Below are 14304 nucleotides of genomic sequence, written 5' to 3'. Positions count from 1 at the left end.
AGGGGTGTCACGCCGACCGAGTGAGCGCCTCCGGGTCCCCGCCCCCGTCCTGCGGACGCGGGTCCGGTCGAAGCGGGCCGCGACCGACCAGCCCAACGTCACCGGCGACGGCGCGTCGCCGCTGACCGCCCGGTTCTGGGTGTGAGTCCCGTGCGGCTCCCCACGGTGACCGGTTGACCCCATCGGGTGACATCGGGAACCGCCGGGAACCCGCGGGCGACCTCTCCCGACGGCGCGGGCACCCCGCCCGCGACACCCGGACCGACGACGAGGAGCACCCGAGTGCGACACATCGCCACCTTCTGCGGCAGCTGCAACTGCGGATGCCCCGAGCTGTTCGTCGACGACGCCGCCGTCCCGGAGAAGCGGATCGTGATCACCGACGACTTCGGCCAGCGCGTGCAGATGAGCGTCGACCAGTTCGCCGACCTCGTCGCCTCGGCGCGCAACGGCGTGCTGGACGAGCTCGTCGCGGGCTGAGCCGCTACGCGGTCGCGGGGCCGCCGGGAACCGTCCCGGCGGCCCCGTCGTCGTGGAGAGGACCGTCGAGGGGGCTCTCGGCGGGGTGGTCGGCCGGGTGGTCGGGGGCGCCGGCGAGCCGGCCCGCGAGGTCGGCCAGCGCGTCGCGCAGCGGCGCGGCGCGCTCGCTGAACCCGGCCTGGGCGCGGGCGTACTCGGCGCGTCCGGCGGGTGTCTCGATCCGCACCGGGTCGAACCCGTGGCCGGACAGGTCGTAGGGGGAGGCACGCATGTCCAGCTCGCGGACGTCCGCGGCGAGGGCGAAGCAGTCGGCGACCAGCTCCGACGGCACCGCCGGGGCGAGCTTGTAGGCCCACTTGTAGAGGTCCATCGTCGCGTGCAGGCAGCCCGGCTGCTCCATCTCGACCTGCCGCTCGCGGGTGGGGACGAGCTCGTTGCGCGGGGCCGCGGCGTCGGTGAAGAACCGGTAGGCGTCGTAGTGGGTGCAGCTGATCCGCGCCGACTCGACGACGGCGTCGGTGCCCGCCCGCCCGAGACGCAGCGGCACCGTGTCCCGGTGCCGGGCGTCGTCGGTGCGGTAGACCATCGCCCACTCGTGCAGGCCGAAGCAGCCCAGCCGGGGCGCCCTGGACCGGGTCGCGACCAGCAGCCGGTACACGAACGCCGCGGTCGTCCGCAGCCGCTGCGGCGCCGCCGCGGGGTCGAACAGCACCGTGCCGTCGGGGCGGGTGAGGTGGCCGGGGCGGTCGGCGAGTTCCGCGGCGTCGGCGAGCGCGACGCCGGGGCCCGGGTCCCAGCGCTCCAGCTGGGCGGGGCGGTGGGAGTAGTAGGTGAACAGGAAGTCCCACACCGGGTGCGGCTCGCCGCGCCGTCGCCGCTCGCGGTGCGGCCCGGTCCAGGCCGCGACCCGCTCGCGGTGGGCCGCCGCCCGTGCCCGCCAGGTCGCGCCGTCGAGGACGGGCACGGTGGCGCCCGGGGCGGCGACGGGCGGGGTCGGCCCGGGCGGGGTCGGCACGGTGTCCGACGGTACGACGCGCGCGGCTCAGGCCGGGGTGCCGGGGGCGTGGGTGGCGTCGCGGGCGCTGCCCACGAACGCCTCGGTGAGGTCCTCCATGGTGACCACGCCGACGGTGGTGTCGTGCTCGTCGACGGCGCGGGCCAGGTGTGCCCGGGCGGTCCGCAGCGTGGCGAGGGCCTCGTCGAGGCGGGCCGAGGCCGGGACCGACGGCAGGCTGCGGACCCGCTGCGGCGGGATCGTCGCGGACTCGGAGTCGGCGAGATCCAGCACGTCCTTGACGTGCAGGTACCCGGTCAGCCTGCCCTGTGCGCCGCGGATCGGGAACCGGGAGTACCCGGTCCGCTCGACGGCCTCGGTGAGCGCGGAGACCGTCGTCGTCCCGCCGGGGCCGGCGTCGAGGCACACCAGGTCCTCCAGCGCGACGACGACGTCGGAGACGGTCGCCTCCGCCGAGGACAGGGTCCGCTCGATCCGCGAGCTCTCCGAGTCGTCGAGCAGGCCCTCGCGGCGCGAGTCGCCCAGCATCTCGGCGAGCTCGCCGGTGGTGAACGCGGTCTCCAGCTCGTCGCGCGGGGTCACCCCGAGCAGTCGGAGGGTGGCGTTGGCCATCGCGTTGAACAGGTCGATGAACGGGCGGGTGACCCGGGTCCACACCAGGAACGGGGGGACCAGCAGGATCGCCGCGCGCTCCGGGCCCGCGATCGAGATGTTCTTCGGCACCATCTCGCCGAGCATCATGTGCGCGACGACGACGATCATCAGCGACACCGCGAACTCGACCGGGTAGGCGAACGCGTCCGGCACACCGACCGCCTCGAGCGGCCCGTCGATGAGGTGCGCGACGGCCGGCTCGCCGAGCCGGCCGAGCAGCAGCGACGCGATGGTGATGCCCAGCTGGGAGGCCGCGAGCATCCGGGACAGGTCGTGCGAGGCGTCGAGGACCCGCTGCGCCCCGGCGGACCCGGCGTCGGCCATGGCCTCCAGGCGGTCCTTGCGGCCGGAGATCAGCGCGAACTCCGCGGCGACGAAGAAGGCGTTCACCCCGAGCAGGGCGACGGCGGCGAGCAGTGCGAGCAGGTCGTTCACGCCGGCACCGTCCCGTGCCCGGCGGTGCGGTCGGCGCTGCGCCCCGTGTCGTGGCCGGGGTCGTGGTCGGTGGTGTGGGCGGTGCTGCGCTGCACACGGATCTCGGCGACGCGGTTGCGGTCGCGGCGCAGGACCTCCAGCGTCCACCCGTCGACCTCGACGGTGTCGCCGACGTCGGGGATGCGGCCCAGCCGGGCGACGACCAGCCTGGCGAGGGTCTCGTAGTCCCCGTGCGGCATCCGGAACCCGGTCACCTCGTCCACCTCGTCGTCGCGCATCAGCCCGGACAGCGCCCAGACCCCGTCGCCGAGGCGGCGTACCCGGTTCTGCTCGCCGCGGTCGTGCTCGTCGCGGACGTCGCCGAGGATCTCCTCCACCAGGTCCTCCATGGTCACCAGACCGGCGGTGCCGCCGTACTCGTCGACGACGACGGCGGTCTGCAGCCCCGCTGCCCGCAGCCGGGTCATCAGCTCGTCGCCGTCCAGCGACGACGGCACGGTCTCGACCGGCCGGGCCAGGTCCCGCACGGCGGTGTCGGCGCGGCGGGCCGGCGGCACCGAGAACGCCTGCTTGACGTGCACCAGGCCCAGCGGGACGTCCGGGTCGCCGTCCACGACCGGGAACCGGGAGAACCCGGAGCGGCGGGCCAGCGCGACCAGGTCGGTGACGGTGTCGGTGGCGTCGATGGTCTCCACCCGCACCCGCGGGGTCATCAGGTCCTCGGCGACGCGGTCGGTGAAGCGCAGCGAGCGCTCCAGCAGCACCGCGGTGCCCGGGTCGATGCTGCCGCTCTCGGCGCTGGCCCGCACCAGCGAGCTCAGCTCACCGGGGGAGCGGGCCGAGCGCAGCTCCTCGGCCGGTTCGATGCCGAGCCGGCGCACGATGGCGTTGGCCGCGCTGTTCAGGCCGGTGATGAGCCAGCGGAACGCCGAGGCGAACCCGGCCTGCAGCCACACCACCGAGCGCGCCACCTCCATCGGGTGGGCGATCGCGAGGTTCTTCGGGACCAGCTCGCCGAAGACCATCGACAGCACCGTCGCGAGGACCAGCGACAGCACGGTCGCGGTGCCCGAGGCGATCCCGGCGGGCAGACCGACGGCCTCCAGGACCGGCCGGATCAGCTCGGCGACGGCGGGTTCGGCGATGTAGCCGGTGGCCAGGGTGGTGGCGGTGATCCCGAGCTGGCAGCCCGACAGCTGGAACGACAGCCCGGCGTGCGCCCGCTGCACCGCGCGGGTGCGGCGGTCGTCCCGGCGGGCGACGGCGGCGTCGATGCGGCTGCGTTCGAGTGCGGTGAGGGAGAACTCCGAGGCGACGGACACGGCGGTTCCCAGGGTGAGCGCGGCGACCGCGAGCAGCCCGAGGACGGAGAGCAGGACGGACACGGAGCTCATGGCCTCCATCGGGGAGAAACGGTGCACGACGATACGGCGGCCGCGCCGGGACCGCGCGACGGGAGCTGCGAGTCGGGAAGCTGCGAGTGATGTCACGGCGTCCCGCCGGTGATCCCGGCCGTGACCGGGGTCTAGGTTGGTCAGCCATGACCACGGCGACGTCGCCCTCCGCACCGTCCCCCGCGCCACCGGGCTCCCCGGACGGCGGTCGGGTGCCGGTGAGCGGGGCCCCGACCGCAGCGCACCGGTGAGCGCACCGCAGCCGACGCCCCCGTCGGAGCGCGCGTCCCCCGCGGCCGCGACGCACCCGCAGTACGGCGGCCGGCGCAGCTCGGGCCTGGCCCGGGGGAGCGCCTCACCGTTCGTCGACTTCGACCGCCGCTCCTGGTCGCAGCTCGCGTCGTCGACCACGGTGCCGCTGTCGGCCCAGGAGCTCGACCAGCTGCGCAGCTACGGCGACTTCGTCGACCTCGACGAGGTCCGCGAGGTCTACCTGCCGCTGTCGCGGCTGCTGAACCTGCACGTCGAGGAGGGCGGGCGGCTCTACCGGGCCTACCGGCGCTTCCTCGGCTCGGGCGGGGCCCGGACCCCGTTCGTGATCGGGATCGCGGGCTCGGTCGCGGTCGGGAAGTCGACCACCGCGCGGCTGCTGCGCCTGCTGCTCGCCCGCTCCCCGGAGCACCCCGACGTGCAGCTGGTCACCACCGACGGGTTCCTCTACCCCAACGCCGAGCTCCAGGCCCGCGGGCTGATGGAGCGCAAGGGCTTCCCGGAGTCCTACGACCGCCGCAAGCTGCTGCGGTTCGTCTCCGAGATCAAGGGCGGCCGCCCCGAGGTCACCGCCCCGGTCTACTCGCACCTGGTCTACGACATCGTCCCCGACGAGCAGCTCGTGGTCCGCAGCCCCGACATCCTCATCGTCGAGGGGCTCAACGTGCTCCAGCCCGCGGTCGCGGGCGCGCTGACCGTGTCGGACTTCATCGACTTCTCGGTCTACGTCGACGCCGCCACCGCCGACGTGCGCCGCTGGTACGTGGAGCGGTTCCTGCGGCTGCGCCAGACCGCGTTCCGGGACCCGCAGTCGTTCTTCCGCCGCTACGCCGAGCTCGACCACGACGCGGCCGTCGCCCGGGCCGAGCACATCTGGGCGACGATCAACCAGCCGAACCTGGAACAGAACGTGCTGCCCACCCGCTCGCGGGCCAGCGCGGTACTGACCAAGGGCCCGAACCACGACGTCACGCGGGTGCGGCTGCGCAAGCTCTGACCAGGGCCGTGGTCAGGGCCTCGGCCGCCTCGCCGACCCGGGCCGCGGAGCAGGTCTCGTCGGTGACGTGGGCCAGCTCGGGGTCACCGGGGCCGTACACCAGCACCGCCGGGTCCCCGAGCGCGGGGACCAGCACCGACGCGTCGGTGAAGTAGGACGCGAACGCCGCCGGTCCGTCGTGGCCGAGCGCGGTGGCGGCGGCCCTGGCCCGCGGGTCGGCCGGATCGGTGCCGACGGCGGGCAGGTCCAGGCGCACCTCGACCTGCGGGACGCCGCCGTGGGGCGTCCCGGCGAGCGTGGCGCGGGCGATCGCGGCCACCTCGTCGCGGGCCGCGGCGGCGTCGAGGCCGGGCACCAGACGCAGGTCGACCTCCAGCTCGGCGCGGTCGGGCACCAGGTTGGGCTGCAGTCCGGCGTGCAGGGTCCCGGGGTTGGCGGTGGCAGCGCCGTGCGTCGCGCTGACGGGCCAGGTGTGGTCGTGCAGCGCCGCGGCCACCCGCCCGAGTGCGACGAGTGCGTTGTCGCCCAGCTCCGGGCGCGACCCGTGGGCGCTCACCCCGTGCTGCACCAGCCGCAGCCACAGCACGCCCTTGTGGCCGTGCAGCACCCGGTTCGCGGTCGGCTCGGCCACCACCAGCAGCGGCGACGGCTCCAGGCCGGTGAGCAGCCGGGCGCCGTCGCCGCCGGTCTCCTCGCCGAAGGTGAACACCAGCTGCAGCGGGGTCGCCGGGGTGCTGCGCAGTGCCGCGACGACGAGCGCGGCCACCCCGGCCTTCATGTCGGTGCTGCCGCGCCCGCGCAGCCGCCCGTCGACGACGTCACCGGCATGCGGGTCGAACGACCAGTCGGCCGGGTCGGCCGGGACGGTGTCGAGATGCCCGGTGAGGGTGACGGGTGGGCGGCCGTCGCCGCGGCGGGCCACCAGGTTCGCCCGCGCCGGGTCGGCCGGGTCGGGCTCGGTCCGCACGGTGAATCCGCCGTCGTCGAGCAGGCCGGCGAGGGCGTCGGCGGCCGCGCGCTCACCGCCGCTGCGGGGGTCGAGGGCGATCAGCGAGCCGGCGAGCGCGACGGGGTCGGGGATCTCCATCTCCGCGACCCTGCCACGACCCTGCCGGACCCTGCCGCCTCCGAGGGCCGATGCCATTGCTCAGCACTTCTTTGGCAGAATGGGGCGATGAGTGAGGGATCGGGCGGCGAGTCCGGTGGCACCGTGGTGACCGGCCGTTTCGAGACGAGCGACGACGAGGTGGCCTCCCGGCTGCGGCTGGCGGTGGGACGGCTGAACCGCCGGATCCGCATCGACGGCTCCGAGTCGCTGCCGCCGTTGCAGCTGTCGACCCTGGTCACCGTCGAGCAGCACGGCCCGCTGCGCCTGTCGGAGCTGGCCCGCCGTGAGGGTGTGACCGCACCGACGATGTCGCGGGTGCTGTCCGCGCTGGACGAGCAGGGCATGGTCGAGCGTGCCGCGGACCCGGGCGACGCCCGCGGCGTGCTCGTCTCGGTCTCCGCCGACGGACTGGCCCGGCTGCGCGAGATCCGCAGCCAGCGCACCGCCCTGGTCGCGCGCCGGCTCGACCGGCTCGACGCCGCTCAACGCGCGGCGCTGGAGGCCGCGCTGCCCGCGCTGGAGGCCCTGCTCGTCGCCGACGACTGACCGGCGCGCCCCCTGGGGCAGCGACCGACCGGCACTGCCCGGTGGGGCGGCCGACCGGAACCGCCCCGGTGGGCCGCCCGGCGGTGCCGGCCGCCCCGGCCGGGCTCAGGTCTCGGCGCCGTCGACGGTGACCACGACCCGGGACCCGTCGTCGCGGCTGCCGCCCGCGACGGCGCGCAGCCCCGCGACCCGGGAGGACTCGGGCAGCGGGTCGGGGTAGTGCCAGAACACGTCGGCCAGCCGGGTCCCGCCGGGCAGGTCGGCGTGCTCGTAGTGCGCCTCGCCCTTGTAGGGGCAGCGCGTCCGGAGGTCGCTCGGCGAGGTCGGGACGGCGACGTCGGCGGCGGGGAGGTACCAGCGGTTCGGCAGCCCGGTCTCCGACAGCACCCACGGGCGCTGCGAGCGGGCCAGGACCGTCTCCACCCCGTCGGTCGCGACGTGGGTGACGACGACCTCGCGGTGGGTCGGACGGACGTCGACCCGGGTGTAGGGATCGGTGAGGTGGGCGAAGACCTGCTCGTCCTCGTCGTACCAGGCGTCGGCGGCGTTCCAGTACAGCGCGGCGAGCCCGCGCAGCCAGGGCGCGGCCGCGGCCGGCTCCGGGTAGTGCCAGACCGCGTTCTCCGCGGTGCGGTCGCCGACGACCAGAGAGCGGTAGGACGCGTCGCCCTTGAACGGGCAGTGCGTGGTGTGGTCGGTCGCGACCAGCACGTCCTGGTCGAGGTCGGCCTCGGGGACGTAGAGCACGGGCAGCAGGTTCGACTCGTGCAGCAGGAACCCGCCGCGGGTGTCGAGCACGGTGCGCCCGGCGAACTCCGCCCGCACCCGCCTGGGGAACGGGTGCATCAGCAGCTTGTGCGGCGGGCCCTCGATCGCGTAGTTCACCGTCGTCGGCGCGGAGGACGACAGCGGGCCGTCGGTGCGGGTCAGTCCCATGTGGCCTCACCTCGTGGGTGGTCGTGCGGGTCGGTACCCACACAACCACCCACGGGGCGAACCCGCCACGGGCTACAGCGAGAGCTGCACGTCGTAGTCGCCGATCCAGGTGTTGAGGTCGATGATCCGCTCCAGCTGCATCCGGCGGCCCATCGAGTTGGCCTCGTGCCCGCCGCCCGCGTCGAGCCGTCGTCGCACGGCCGCGCGGTCCACCAGCGGCGCGACGGGGGCGTCGTCGCCGTGGGAGAGGATCTCGGCGACCTGCTCGCGCAGCGACTTCTCGTAGCCGTCGTCCTGGGTGGAGGGGTACGGGCTCTTGACCCGCTGCACCACCGACTCCGGCAGCAGGTCGGAGGTGGCGTGCCGCAGCAGCGACTTCTCGCGGCCGTCGAAGTTCTTGTGCGCCCACGGGGTGCCGAAGACGTACTCGACGAGGCGGTGGTCGCAGAACGGCACCCGCACCTCGAGCCCGACGGCCATGCTCATCCGGTCCTTGCGGTCGAGCAGCACCGGCAGCCAGCGGGTCAGGTAGAGGTAGCAGATCTCGCGCATCCGCCGCTCGTGCGGGTCGTCGGCGGCCGGGCCGGTCAGCTCGGGCACCTCGGACAGCGCCGTCCGGTACTGGTCCTCGACGTAGCCGGCCACGTCGAGCTTGGCCCACAGCGCGCGGTCGAACAGGCCGGGGTCGGCTGGGTCGTGGTTCATCATCCGCCCGGCGAGCCACGGGAAGGTGTCCGCCGCGACGGTCTCCGGGTCGTGGAAGTCGCGGTAGCCGCCGAAGACCTCGTCGGCGGACTCCCCGGACAGTGCGACCGTCGACTCCTTGCGGATCGCGGAGAAGAGCAGGTACAGCGAGGAGTCCATGTCGCCGATGCCGGCCGGCAGGTCGCGGGCGTGCACCGTGGCCCGGCGCACGGCGGGGTCCATCATGTCCTCGGTGCGCAGCACGATGTCGCGGTGGGAGGTGCCGACGTACTCGGCGACCTCGTGCACGTAGGGGGTGTCCGGGGTGCTGCGGGCGTCGTCGGCGACGAAGTTGTCGGCGTAGCCCACGAAGTCCACCGCGAACGACCGGACGGTGCCGTCGACGTGCTTCGCGGCCAGCGCGGTGAGCGCCGAGGAGTCCAGACCGCCCGACAGCAGGGTGCAGAGCGGCACGTCGGCGTAGAGCTGGCGCTGCGCGGTGTCCTCCAGCAGCTCGCGGACGTGGTGCACGGTGGTGTCGACGTCGTCGGTGTGCCCGGTGTCGGTGAGCTGCCAGTAGCGCTCCTCGCGGACCCCGCCGTCGCGGGAGACCCGGACGACGCAGCCGGGCGGGACCTCGCGCATGCCGCGGAACACCGCGTTGGACATGTCGGAGACGAACGCCAGCGCCCGGCGCAGCCCCTCGGCGTCGACCACCCGCTCGGCCTCGGGGTTGGCCAGGATCGCCTTGGGCTCGGAGCCGAACAGCACCCCGTGCGGGGTGGGGTAGTAGTAGAGCGGCTTGATGCCCAGCCGGTCGCGCACCAGCACCAGCTCGCTCGTGCCGGAGTCCCACAGGGCGTAGGCGAACATGCCGTTGAGCCGCCGGGCGACCTCACGCGGGTCCTTCGCGCCCCACTCGCGGTGCGCCCGCAGCACGACCTCGGTGTCGCTGGAGGTGCGGAACCGGTGCCCCGCCGCGGCGAGCTGCTCGCGCAGCTCACGGAAGTTGTAGGTCTCCCCGGAGTAGACCATGTGCAGGGCGGGCAGCCCGCCCTCGTCGAGGGTCATCGGCTGGCGGCCGCCCTCGATGTCGATGACCGCGAGCCTGCGGTGGCACAGCGCCGCGGGGCCCTGGGCCCACACACCCTGCTGGTCCGGTCCGCGGCAGGACATCGTGTCGTTCATCGCCGCGAGGGTGCGGGCGTGCTCGTCCGCCCCCAGGTCGTGTCGGTAGTCGATCCAGCCGCAGATTCCGCACACGGTTGAGCGCCTCCTCGATCTCGTGCCCGGACCACGTCGTCCGGTGGATCGATTGCAACGCTAATGATTGCGTAACGCAACATGGAGGAAACGCGCGGTGCGGATTCTGTCCGGTGCTGGGCGGTTCGTCCCGCGGTTTCGGCGACGCGCGTCGCCGATCACACCCGTTCGGAGCAGTACCGTTGCGTGAAGGCGCACGAACCTTTCGATCGGCTTACGTGATTGCGATCGTCAATGTTGCGGCCCGCAACGTGTGTAGCATGCGAAACATGACCGAACGTCCGATTGGCCCGATTGACGACGACGCCGCGGTGGCGACCGGCGGCGTCGCCACGGCGACGCAGGACCCGCTGCACTCGCTGGAGAAGCAGATCACCCTGCTGGTCCGCCGCACCATGGAGTCGGTGTGGTCCCACGGGTACGGCACGAACGACGCCGTGGACCGCTACACCTACCCGGTGCTCATGCTCCTCGACGACGAGGGCCCCCTCTCGCTGACCGCGCTGACCGGCAAGCTGGGGGTCTCCAAGCCCACCGCCAGCCGTCAGGTGTCCCGGCTGTCGCGGGCCGGCCTGGTCGACGTCTCCCCGCACGAGCGCGACCCCCGCTCGGTCAGCGTCACCCTCACCCCGGCCGGGTTGGCGGCCCGCGAGCAGGTCCGCGAGGCCCGCCTGGCCCCGCTGCGCGAGGTCATCGCGCACTGGCCGACCCACGACCGCGACTCCCTCGCCGAGCTGCTCGACCGGTTCAACACCGACCTGGACCTCTTCGTGCGCTGACCCCGCTCCACCCGCCCCGGACCCACCCGGGCACCCGCTGCTCCGCCGGGCCCTGGCCGGGTGATGCGATAGTGGGCAGTCCGGGTGGCCGCACCCGGAGCGAGTTCGGGGGTGAGGACGGGCGTGGACGCACTGGTGGCGCTCGTCGCCGGAGTGCTGGACGGCATCCGCGGGCTCGGCGTTCCGGACGTGTGTCCGGGGGACTGGGCCTGGTCGGTCACCGCGCTCGGCGTGCTCACCGGGCTGCTGCCCACCGCGGGCGCGGCGCTGGTCGCGCTGCTGCGCCGCGGGATCGGCTCCGGATCCTCCTCGGGCTACGGCTCGGCCGAGTCCGTGCTGCTGGCCGGGATCGGGGTGCTGGCGGCGGGTCTGCTCCCGCTGGCCGTGTTCGTCGGAGCGGGCGGGGTGTTCAGCCGCGCGACCGCGGGCGTGCCGGCCGTGCCCGGCCTGAGCCAGTCGGCGACGTCGTCGATCCGGGTCGAGACCTGCAGCGTCGTCGGGACGCAGAGCAGCTACCTGGGCCGGGGCACCGTGGCCGGGTCCATCGGCGGTGACGTCGTCACCTCGGTCACCTCGGTCGCCCTGCTCGGTGTCGTGCCGCTGCTCGCGACGGTGCTGGTCGCGGTCCAGGCGCGCACCGCACTGCGTCGCGGGCCCCGCTGGCCCGCCAAGTTCTTCTGGCTCCCGCTGTTCTCGCTGATCGTGCTGACCGGCGGGGTCCCGGCGGGCACCGCCGAGCACCTGTGGGTCGGCGTCCTCGCCGCCAGCCTGGTCGGGGTGCTGGTCGTCCCGCTGTTCCCGGTGCCGTCCCGGGCGAGGATCGAGCGGATCCGCGCCGGGCGCGACGTGCCGGCCCGACGTGCCGAGCCGTCCGCGGCGGGCCGCATCGGAACCGGGTCGTCCCGGGCCGGCCGCGGCGGGGGCGACGGGCTCGCCCTGCAGTCCGGCGCCGCCGCGACGCCCAGCGTCGCCGAGCGCCTCGCGCAGCGCTTCTCCGCTCGTGAGAACCCGGGCAGCCCCGGGACCGGCGGCGCCCGCGGGCCGTCGTCGGTCGAGCAGTCCGCCCCCTACGTCGGGTTCGCCGCCGCCCCCCGCCCGCCGGCCGGGTACGGCGCACCGCCCCCCGTGGCCTACGCGCCCGGCCCGGCCGGGCGCCCGCCCGCCGGACCGCCGCCGTTCACCGGCCCGGCCGCCCACCCGGCGGCGGGACCGCTGCGCGGCCCGGTGTCGGGAGCGGCCCGTGGCCCCGTCTCCGGCGCGGGACGGCCCCCGGCGGGTCCGCCGCGCCGGCCCACGCTCGTCGCGCCGGTGCCGGGCGGGCCGCCCCGTGCCCCCCGGTTCCGGCTGCTGCGCCGCCTCGGCGCCGGTGGCTTCGGCGGGGTCTGGCTGGCCCACGACGCGAAGCTCGGCCACACCGTCGCGGTCAAGTCCGCGCATGCCGCGGACCCCGAGACCGAGGAGCGCATCCGCCGCGAGGCCGCCGCGCTCGGGGCGCTGCGCCACCCCTGCTGCGTGCAGATCCACGACCTGCTGCACGCCTCCTCCGACCCGGGCCTGCAGGGCATGGACGGCCTGGTCATCGTCATGCAGTACGTCGAGGGCATGTCCCTGGGGCAGCTCGTCGGCGAGCAGGGCCCGGTCGACGACATCTCCGCGGCCCGCATCTGGACCGGCATCGCGGGGGCGTTGCACACCGCGCACCGCGCCGGGGTGCTGCACCGCGACATCAAGCCGGGCAACATCGTCGTCGACCCGCAGGGGCACCCGCACCTGATCGACTTCGGGATCGCGCGCAAGCAGGGTGACTCCACGCTGACCCAGACCGGCTACGTCCTGGGCACCCCCGACTACCTGGCGCCGGAGGCCGCGGCCGGCAAGCCCGCGTCGCCCGCCTCCGACGCCTGGCAGCTCGCCGCGGCGGTGTCGTTCGCGCTGAGCGGGCACCCGCCGCGCGGGGAGTCCGCCGACGCCGTCGCCGGGCTGCGGGCGGCCGCCGCCGGGGCCAAGCTCACCCACCTGCCGAGCCGCACGGCGCACCTGACGCTGCTCAAGCAGGCGATGCGCACCGAGCCGCACCGGCGCCCGGACCTGCCCACGGTGCAGGCCAAGCTCGACGGCTGGCTGCGTCGCCACGGGCACCGCACCGACGGCCCGGTCACCGCGATGCTGGAGTACCGCCGCGGCTGACCGCCGTCCGCCCACGCCGCGCCGGGCCGCTCAGAGCCAGGCCTGGACGAACAGCCGCACCGCCAGGCCGAGTCCGGCGACCGCGATCGCGATCCGTACGAACCGGGCGGGCAGCCTGCGCGCGACGACCGGGCCGAGCCGCCCGCCGACGAGCAGGCCCAGTGCCAGCGGGGGCACCGCCGCCCACGCGACGTCGCCGAACACCGCGAAGCCGACCGCGGCGACCGTGTTCGCGGCCCAGGTCAGCACGTTCTTCAGCGCGTTGGCCCGCAGCAGGGTCGCGCCCGGCAGCGACAGCGTGAGCGCCAGCATCATCACCCCGGCCGCCGCGCCGAAGTACCCGGCGTAGACGGCGACCCCGAACACCGCCAGCGCGACACCCGGCCCGGGCGGACGGGGCGCGCCCGCCGCGGGCGGGCGCAGGAGCAGCAGGGCCGCGGCCGCGACGAGGAACGGCACGATCCGCTCGAACCCCCCGGCAGGGGTGAGCAGCAGCAGCCCGGCCCTGGCCGCGCCGCCGAGCACCGCCGGGCCGAGCCAGCGCCGCAGCTGTGGCCCGGCGCCGCGCAGCTCCGGACGGGACCCGGCGACCGCTCCGGCCCCCTGGAACAGCATGCAGACGGTGTTGGTGACGTTCGCCGTCGTCGGGGGCAGCCCGACGGCGAGCAGCGCGGGGTAGGAGAACAGCGAGGCGAGCCCGGCGACCGAGCCGATGAGGCCGGCCGCGACGCCGGCACCGAGGAGCGTGACCAGCTGCCACGGGGTCATGGGGTCACCGGCGGAGCATCTCGTTGTGGATGCACAGGACCCTACCCGCCGCCCCGTGAGGGGCACGAACACGCCACAATGGCGCCGATCGGCGCAGCGACCTGCGTCGGAACGGGGGATGGTCGTGGGTCCGCGCGAGGCCGGGTTGGGTGGCGCCCTGCTGCTCCTGCTCGTGGGCTGCGGCACCGCCGGCCCCGTCCTCGACCCGGCCACCTCGTCACCCGCCGCCCCGGCCATCCCGGCCCCGGCAACTCCCGCCCCGGCCAGCCCGGTCCCGCCGCGCACCCTGCCCGACCCGGCCGACGAAGGCCCGGCCGGGCCGTGCACCGGTGACACCCTCGACGTGTCCGCCACCGCGCCCCGCACCGACGGCCCGGCCGAGGTCTCGTACCTGGTGTTCCGCAACACCGGCGACGGCGCGTGCGTGCTCGACGGCTACCCGGGGGTGGCGTTCGTGGCGGGCAACGAAGGGACCCGGGTCGGGCCGCGGGCCACGATCGACGGCCCCCGGGCGCGGGTACGGCTGGCTCCGGGCGCCGCCGCGACGGCGCCGCTGCGGGTGCGGGCCACCGCCTCGTACCCGGAGGCCGACTGCGTCCCGGAGCAGGCGCGCGGGCTGCGGGTCACCCCGCCCGGCGGCAGCGGTGGGAGGTTCGTGCCGCGCCCCGGCCCGGTGTGCTCCGCCGACCCGACGCCGCCGCAGGCCACGGTGGGGTCGGTCGAGGCCCGGTAGGCCGCGGCCCGGTCGGTGGGAGCGCTGTCCCCGGGGCGTGTCCCGGCAGCTCGGC

14 protein-coding genes are annotated in these 14304 nt (G+C 75.2%); 7 read left to right on the top strand and 7 right to left on the bottom strand.

Going from position 1 to position 14304, the window contains the following annotated elements; genetic code table 11:
- The first annotated feature begins 4 nt into the window (after positions 1–4).
- Together FVA95_RS30695 and FVA95_RS03095 are read left to right on the top strand one after the other, a co-directional pair.
- A complete protein-coding gene (locus tag FVA95_RS30695) occupies positions 5–145 on the top strand; it encodes a hypothetical protein (protein ID WP_161992178.1) in 141 nt (46 codons plus the stop codon).
- Positions 146–282: 137 nt separating this feature from the next.
- Positions 283–480, top strand: a complete 198-nt coding sequence (locus FVA95_RS03095) for a hypothetical protein (RefSeq protein ID WP_075306392.1) — start codon at positions 283–285, stop codon at positions 478–480.
- A 4-nt stretch (positions 481–484) separates the two neighbouring features.
- On the opposite strand, the gene FVA95_RS03090 is transcribed toward FVA95_RS03095, so the two are convergent.
- Genes FVA95_RS03090 through FVA95_RS03080 form a run of 3 tightly spaced genes read right to left on the bottom strand, consistent with a single transcriptional unit; the run spans position 485 to position 3978 of the window.
- Positions 485–1495: a 3-methyladenine DNA glycosylase gene (locus FVA95_RS03090; protein ID WP_370460819.1), complete on the bottom strand. Its 1011-nt coding sequence runs from the start codon at positions 1493–1495 to the stop codon at positions 485–487.
- Positions 1496–1522: 27 nt separating this feature from the next.
- The gene (locus FVA95_RS03085; protein ID WP_149662837.1) at positions 1523–2584 is read right to left on the bottom strand and encodes a hemolysin family protein; all 1062 of its coding nucleotides are present in this window, start codon (positions 2582–2584) and stop codon (positions 1523–1525) included.
- Positions 2581–3978 carry a hemolysin family protein gene (locus FVA95_RS03080; RefSeq protein WP_205015748.1) on the bottom strand — a complete coding sequence of 466 codons (1398 nt, stop codon included), beginning with the start codon at positions 3976–3978 and terminating at the stop codon, positions 2581–2583. The genes FVA95_RS03085 and FVA95_RS03080 overlap by 4 nt, the downstream gene beginning before the upstream one ends.
- 337 nt (positions 3979–4315) lie before the next feature.
- Between FVA95_RS03080 and coaA the strand changes: the two genes are divergently transcribed.
- Positions 4316–5245 (top strand): type I pantothenate kinase, encoded by a 930-nt coding sequence (gene coaA, locus FVA95_RS03075; RefSeq protein ID WP_075311794.1) that lies wholly within the window; start codon positions 4316–4318, stop codon positions 5243–5245.
- Here coaA and FVA95_RS03070 read toward each other — a convergent pair.
- Positions 5217–6332, bottom strand: coding sequence for a M20/M25/M40 family metallo-hydrolase (locus FVA95_RS03070; protein WP_240051237.1), 1116 nt, complete (start codon positions 6330–6332; stop codon positions 5217–5219). The two genes, coaA and FVA95_RS03070, sit on opposite strands and share 29 nt — an antisense overlap.
- Positions 6333–6419: 87 nt before the next feature.
- On the opposite strand from FVA95_RS03070, the gene FVA95_RS03065 reads away from it, so the two are divergent.
- Positions 6420–6899: a MarR family winged helix-turn-helix transcriptional regulator gene (locus FVA95_RS03065; RefSeq protein WP_063718673.1), complete on the top strand. Its 480-nt coding sequence runs from the start codon at positions 6420–6422 to the stop codon at positions 6897–6899.
- Between the two features lie 105 nt (positions 6900–7004).
- On the opposite strand, the gene FVA95_RS03060 is transcribed toward FVA95_RS03065, so the two are convergent.
- Both FVA95_RS03060 and asnB read right to left on the bottom strand, forming a co-directional pair.
- Entirely contained in the window at positions 7005–7835 is an 831-nt protein-coding gene (locus FVA95_RS03060; RefSeq protein WP_149662836.1) for a DUF427 domain-containing protein, read from the bottom strand.
- Positions 7836–7907: 72 nt separating this feature from the next.
- Positions 7908–9782 carry an asparagine synthase (glutamine-hydrolyzing) gene (gene asnB / locus FVA95_RS03055; protein WP_149662835.1) on the bottom strand — a complete coding sequence of 625 codons (1875 nt, stop codon included), beginning with the start codon at positions 9780–9782 and terminating at the stop codon, positions 7908–7910.
- 269 nt (positions 9783–10051) lie between these two features.
- On the opposite strand from asnB, the gene FVA95_RS03050 reads away from it, so the two are divergent.
- Together FVA95_RS03050 and FVA95_RS03045 are read left to right on the top strand one after the other, a co-directional pair.
- Positions 10052–10561, top strand: a complete 510-nt coding sequence (locus FVA95_RS03050; RefSeq protein ID WP_161992177.1) for a MarR family winged helix-turn-helix transcriptional regulator — start codon at positions 10052–10054, stop codon at positions 10559–10561.
- A gap of 123 nt (positions 10562–10684) precedes the next feature.
- Positions 10685–12748 carry a serine/threonine-protein kinase gene (locus tag FVA95_RS03045; protein ID WP_149662833.1) on the top strand — a complete coding sequence of 688 codons (2064 nt, stop codon included), beginning with the start codon at positions 10685–10687 and terminating at the stop codon, positions 12746–12748.
- Between the two features lie 30 nt (positions 12749–12778).
- Here the strand turns inward: FVA95_RS03045 and FVA95_RS03040 are convergent, their stop codons facing one another.
- On the bottom strand, positions 12779–13516 hold the full coding sequence (locus FVA95_RS03040; protein WP_149662832.1) for a sulfite exporter TauE/SafE family protein: 738 nt from the start codon (positions 13514–13516) through the stop codon (positions 12779–12781).
- A gap of 124 nt (positions 13517–13640) precedes the next feature.
- On the opposite strand from FVA95_RS03040, the gene FVA95_RS03035 reads away from it, so the two are divergent.
- The gene (locus FVA95_RS03035) at positions 13641–14249 is read left to right on the top strand and encodes a DUF4232 domain-containing protein (RefSeq protein WP_161992176.1); all 609 of its coding nucleotides are present in this window, start codon (positions 13641–13643) and stop codon (positions 14247–14249) included.
- The last annotated feature ends 55 nt before the right edge of the window (positions 14250–14304 follow it).

This window comes from Pseudonocardia sp. EV170527-09 (assembly GCF_008369905.1).
Lineage (GTDB): Bacteria > Actinomycetota > Actinomycetes > Mycobacteriales > Pseudonocardiaceae > Pseudonocardia.
This window is presented reverse-complemented; position numbering and strand designations above follow the sequence as displayed.

Coding starts and splice junctions, on each gene's coding strand:
- FVA95_RS03050 (WP_161992177.1), top strand. CDS start 10,052: ATGACCGAACGTCCGATTGGCCCGATTGACGACGACGCCGCGGTGGCG.
- FVA95_RS03070 (WP_240051237.1), bottom strand. CDS start 6,332: ATGGAGATCCCCGACCCCGTCGCGCTCGCCGGCTCGCTGATCGCCCTC.
- FVA95_RS03040 (WP_149662832.1), bottom strand. CDS start 13,516: ATGACCCCGTGGCAGCTGGTCACGCTCCTCGGTGCCGGCGTCGCGGCC.
- FVA95_RS03065 (WP_063718673.1), top strand. CDS start 6,420: ATGAGTGAGGGATCGGGCGGCGAGTCCGGTGGCACCGTGGTGACCGGC.
- FVA95_RS03060 (WP_149662836.1), bottom strand. CDS start 7,835: ATGGGACTGACCCGCACCGACGGCCCGCTGTCGTCCTCCGCGCCGACG.
- FVA95_RS03080 (WP_205015748.1), bottom strand. CDS start 3,978: ATGAGCTCCGTGTCCGTCCTGCTCTCCGTCCTCGGGCTGCTCGCGGTC.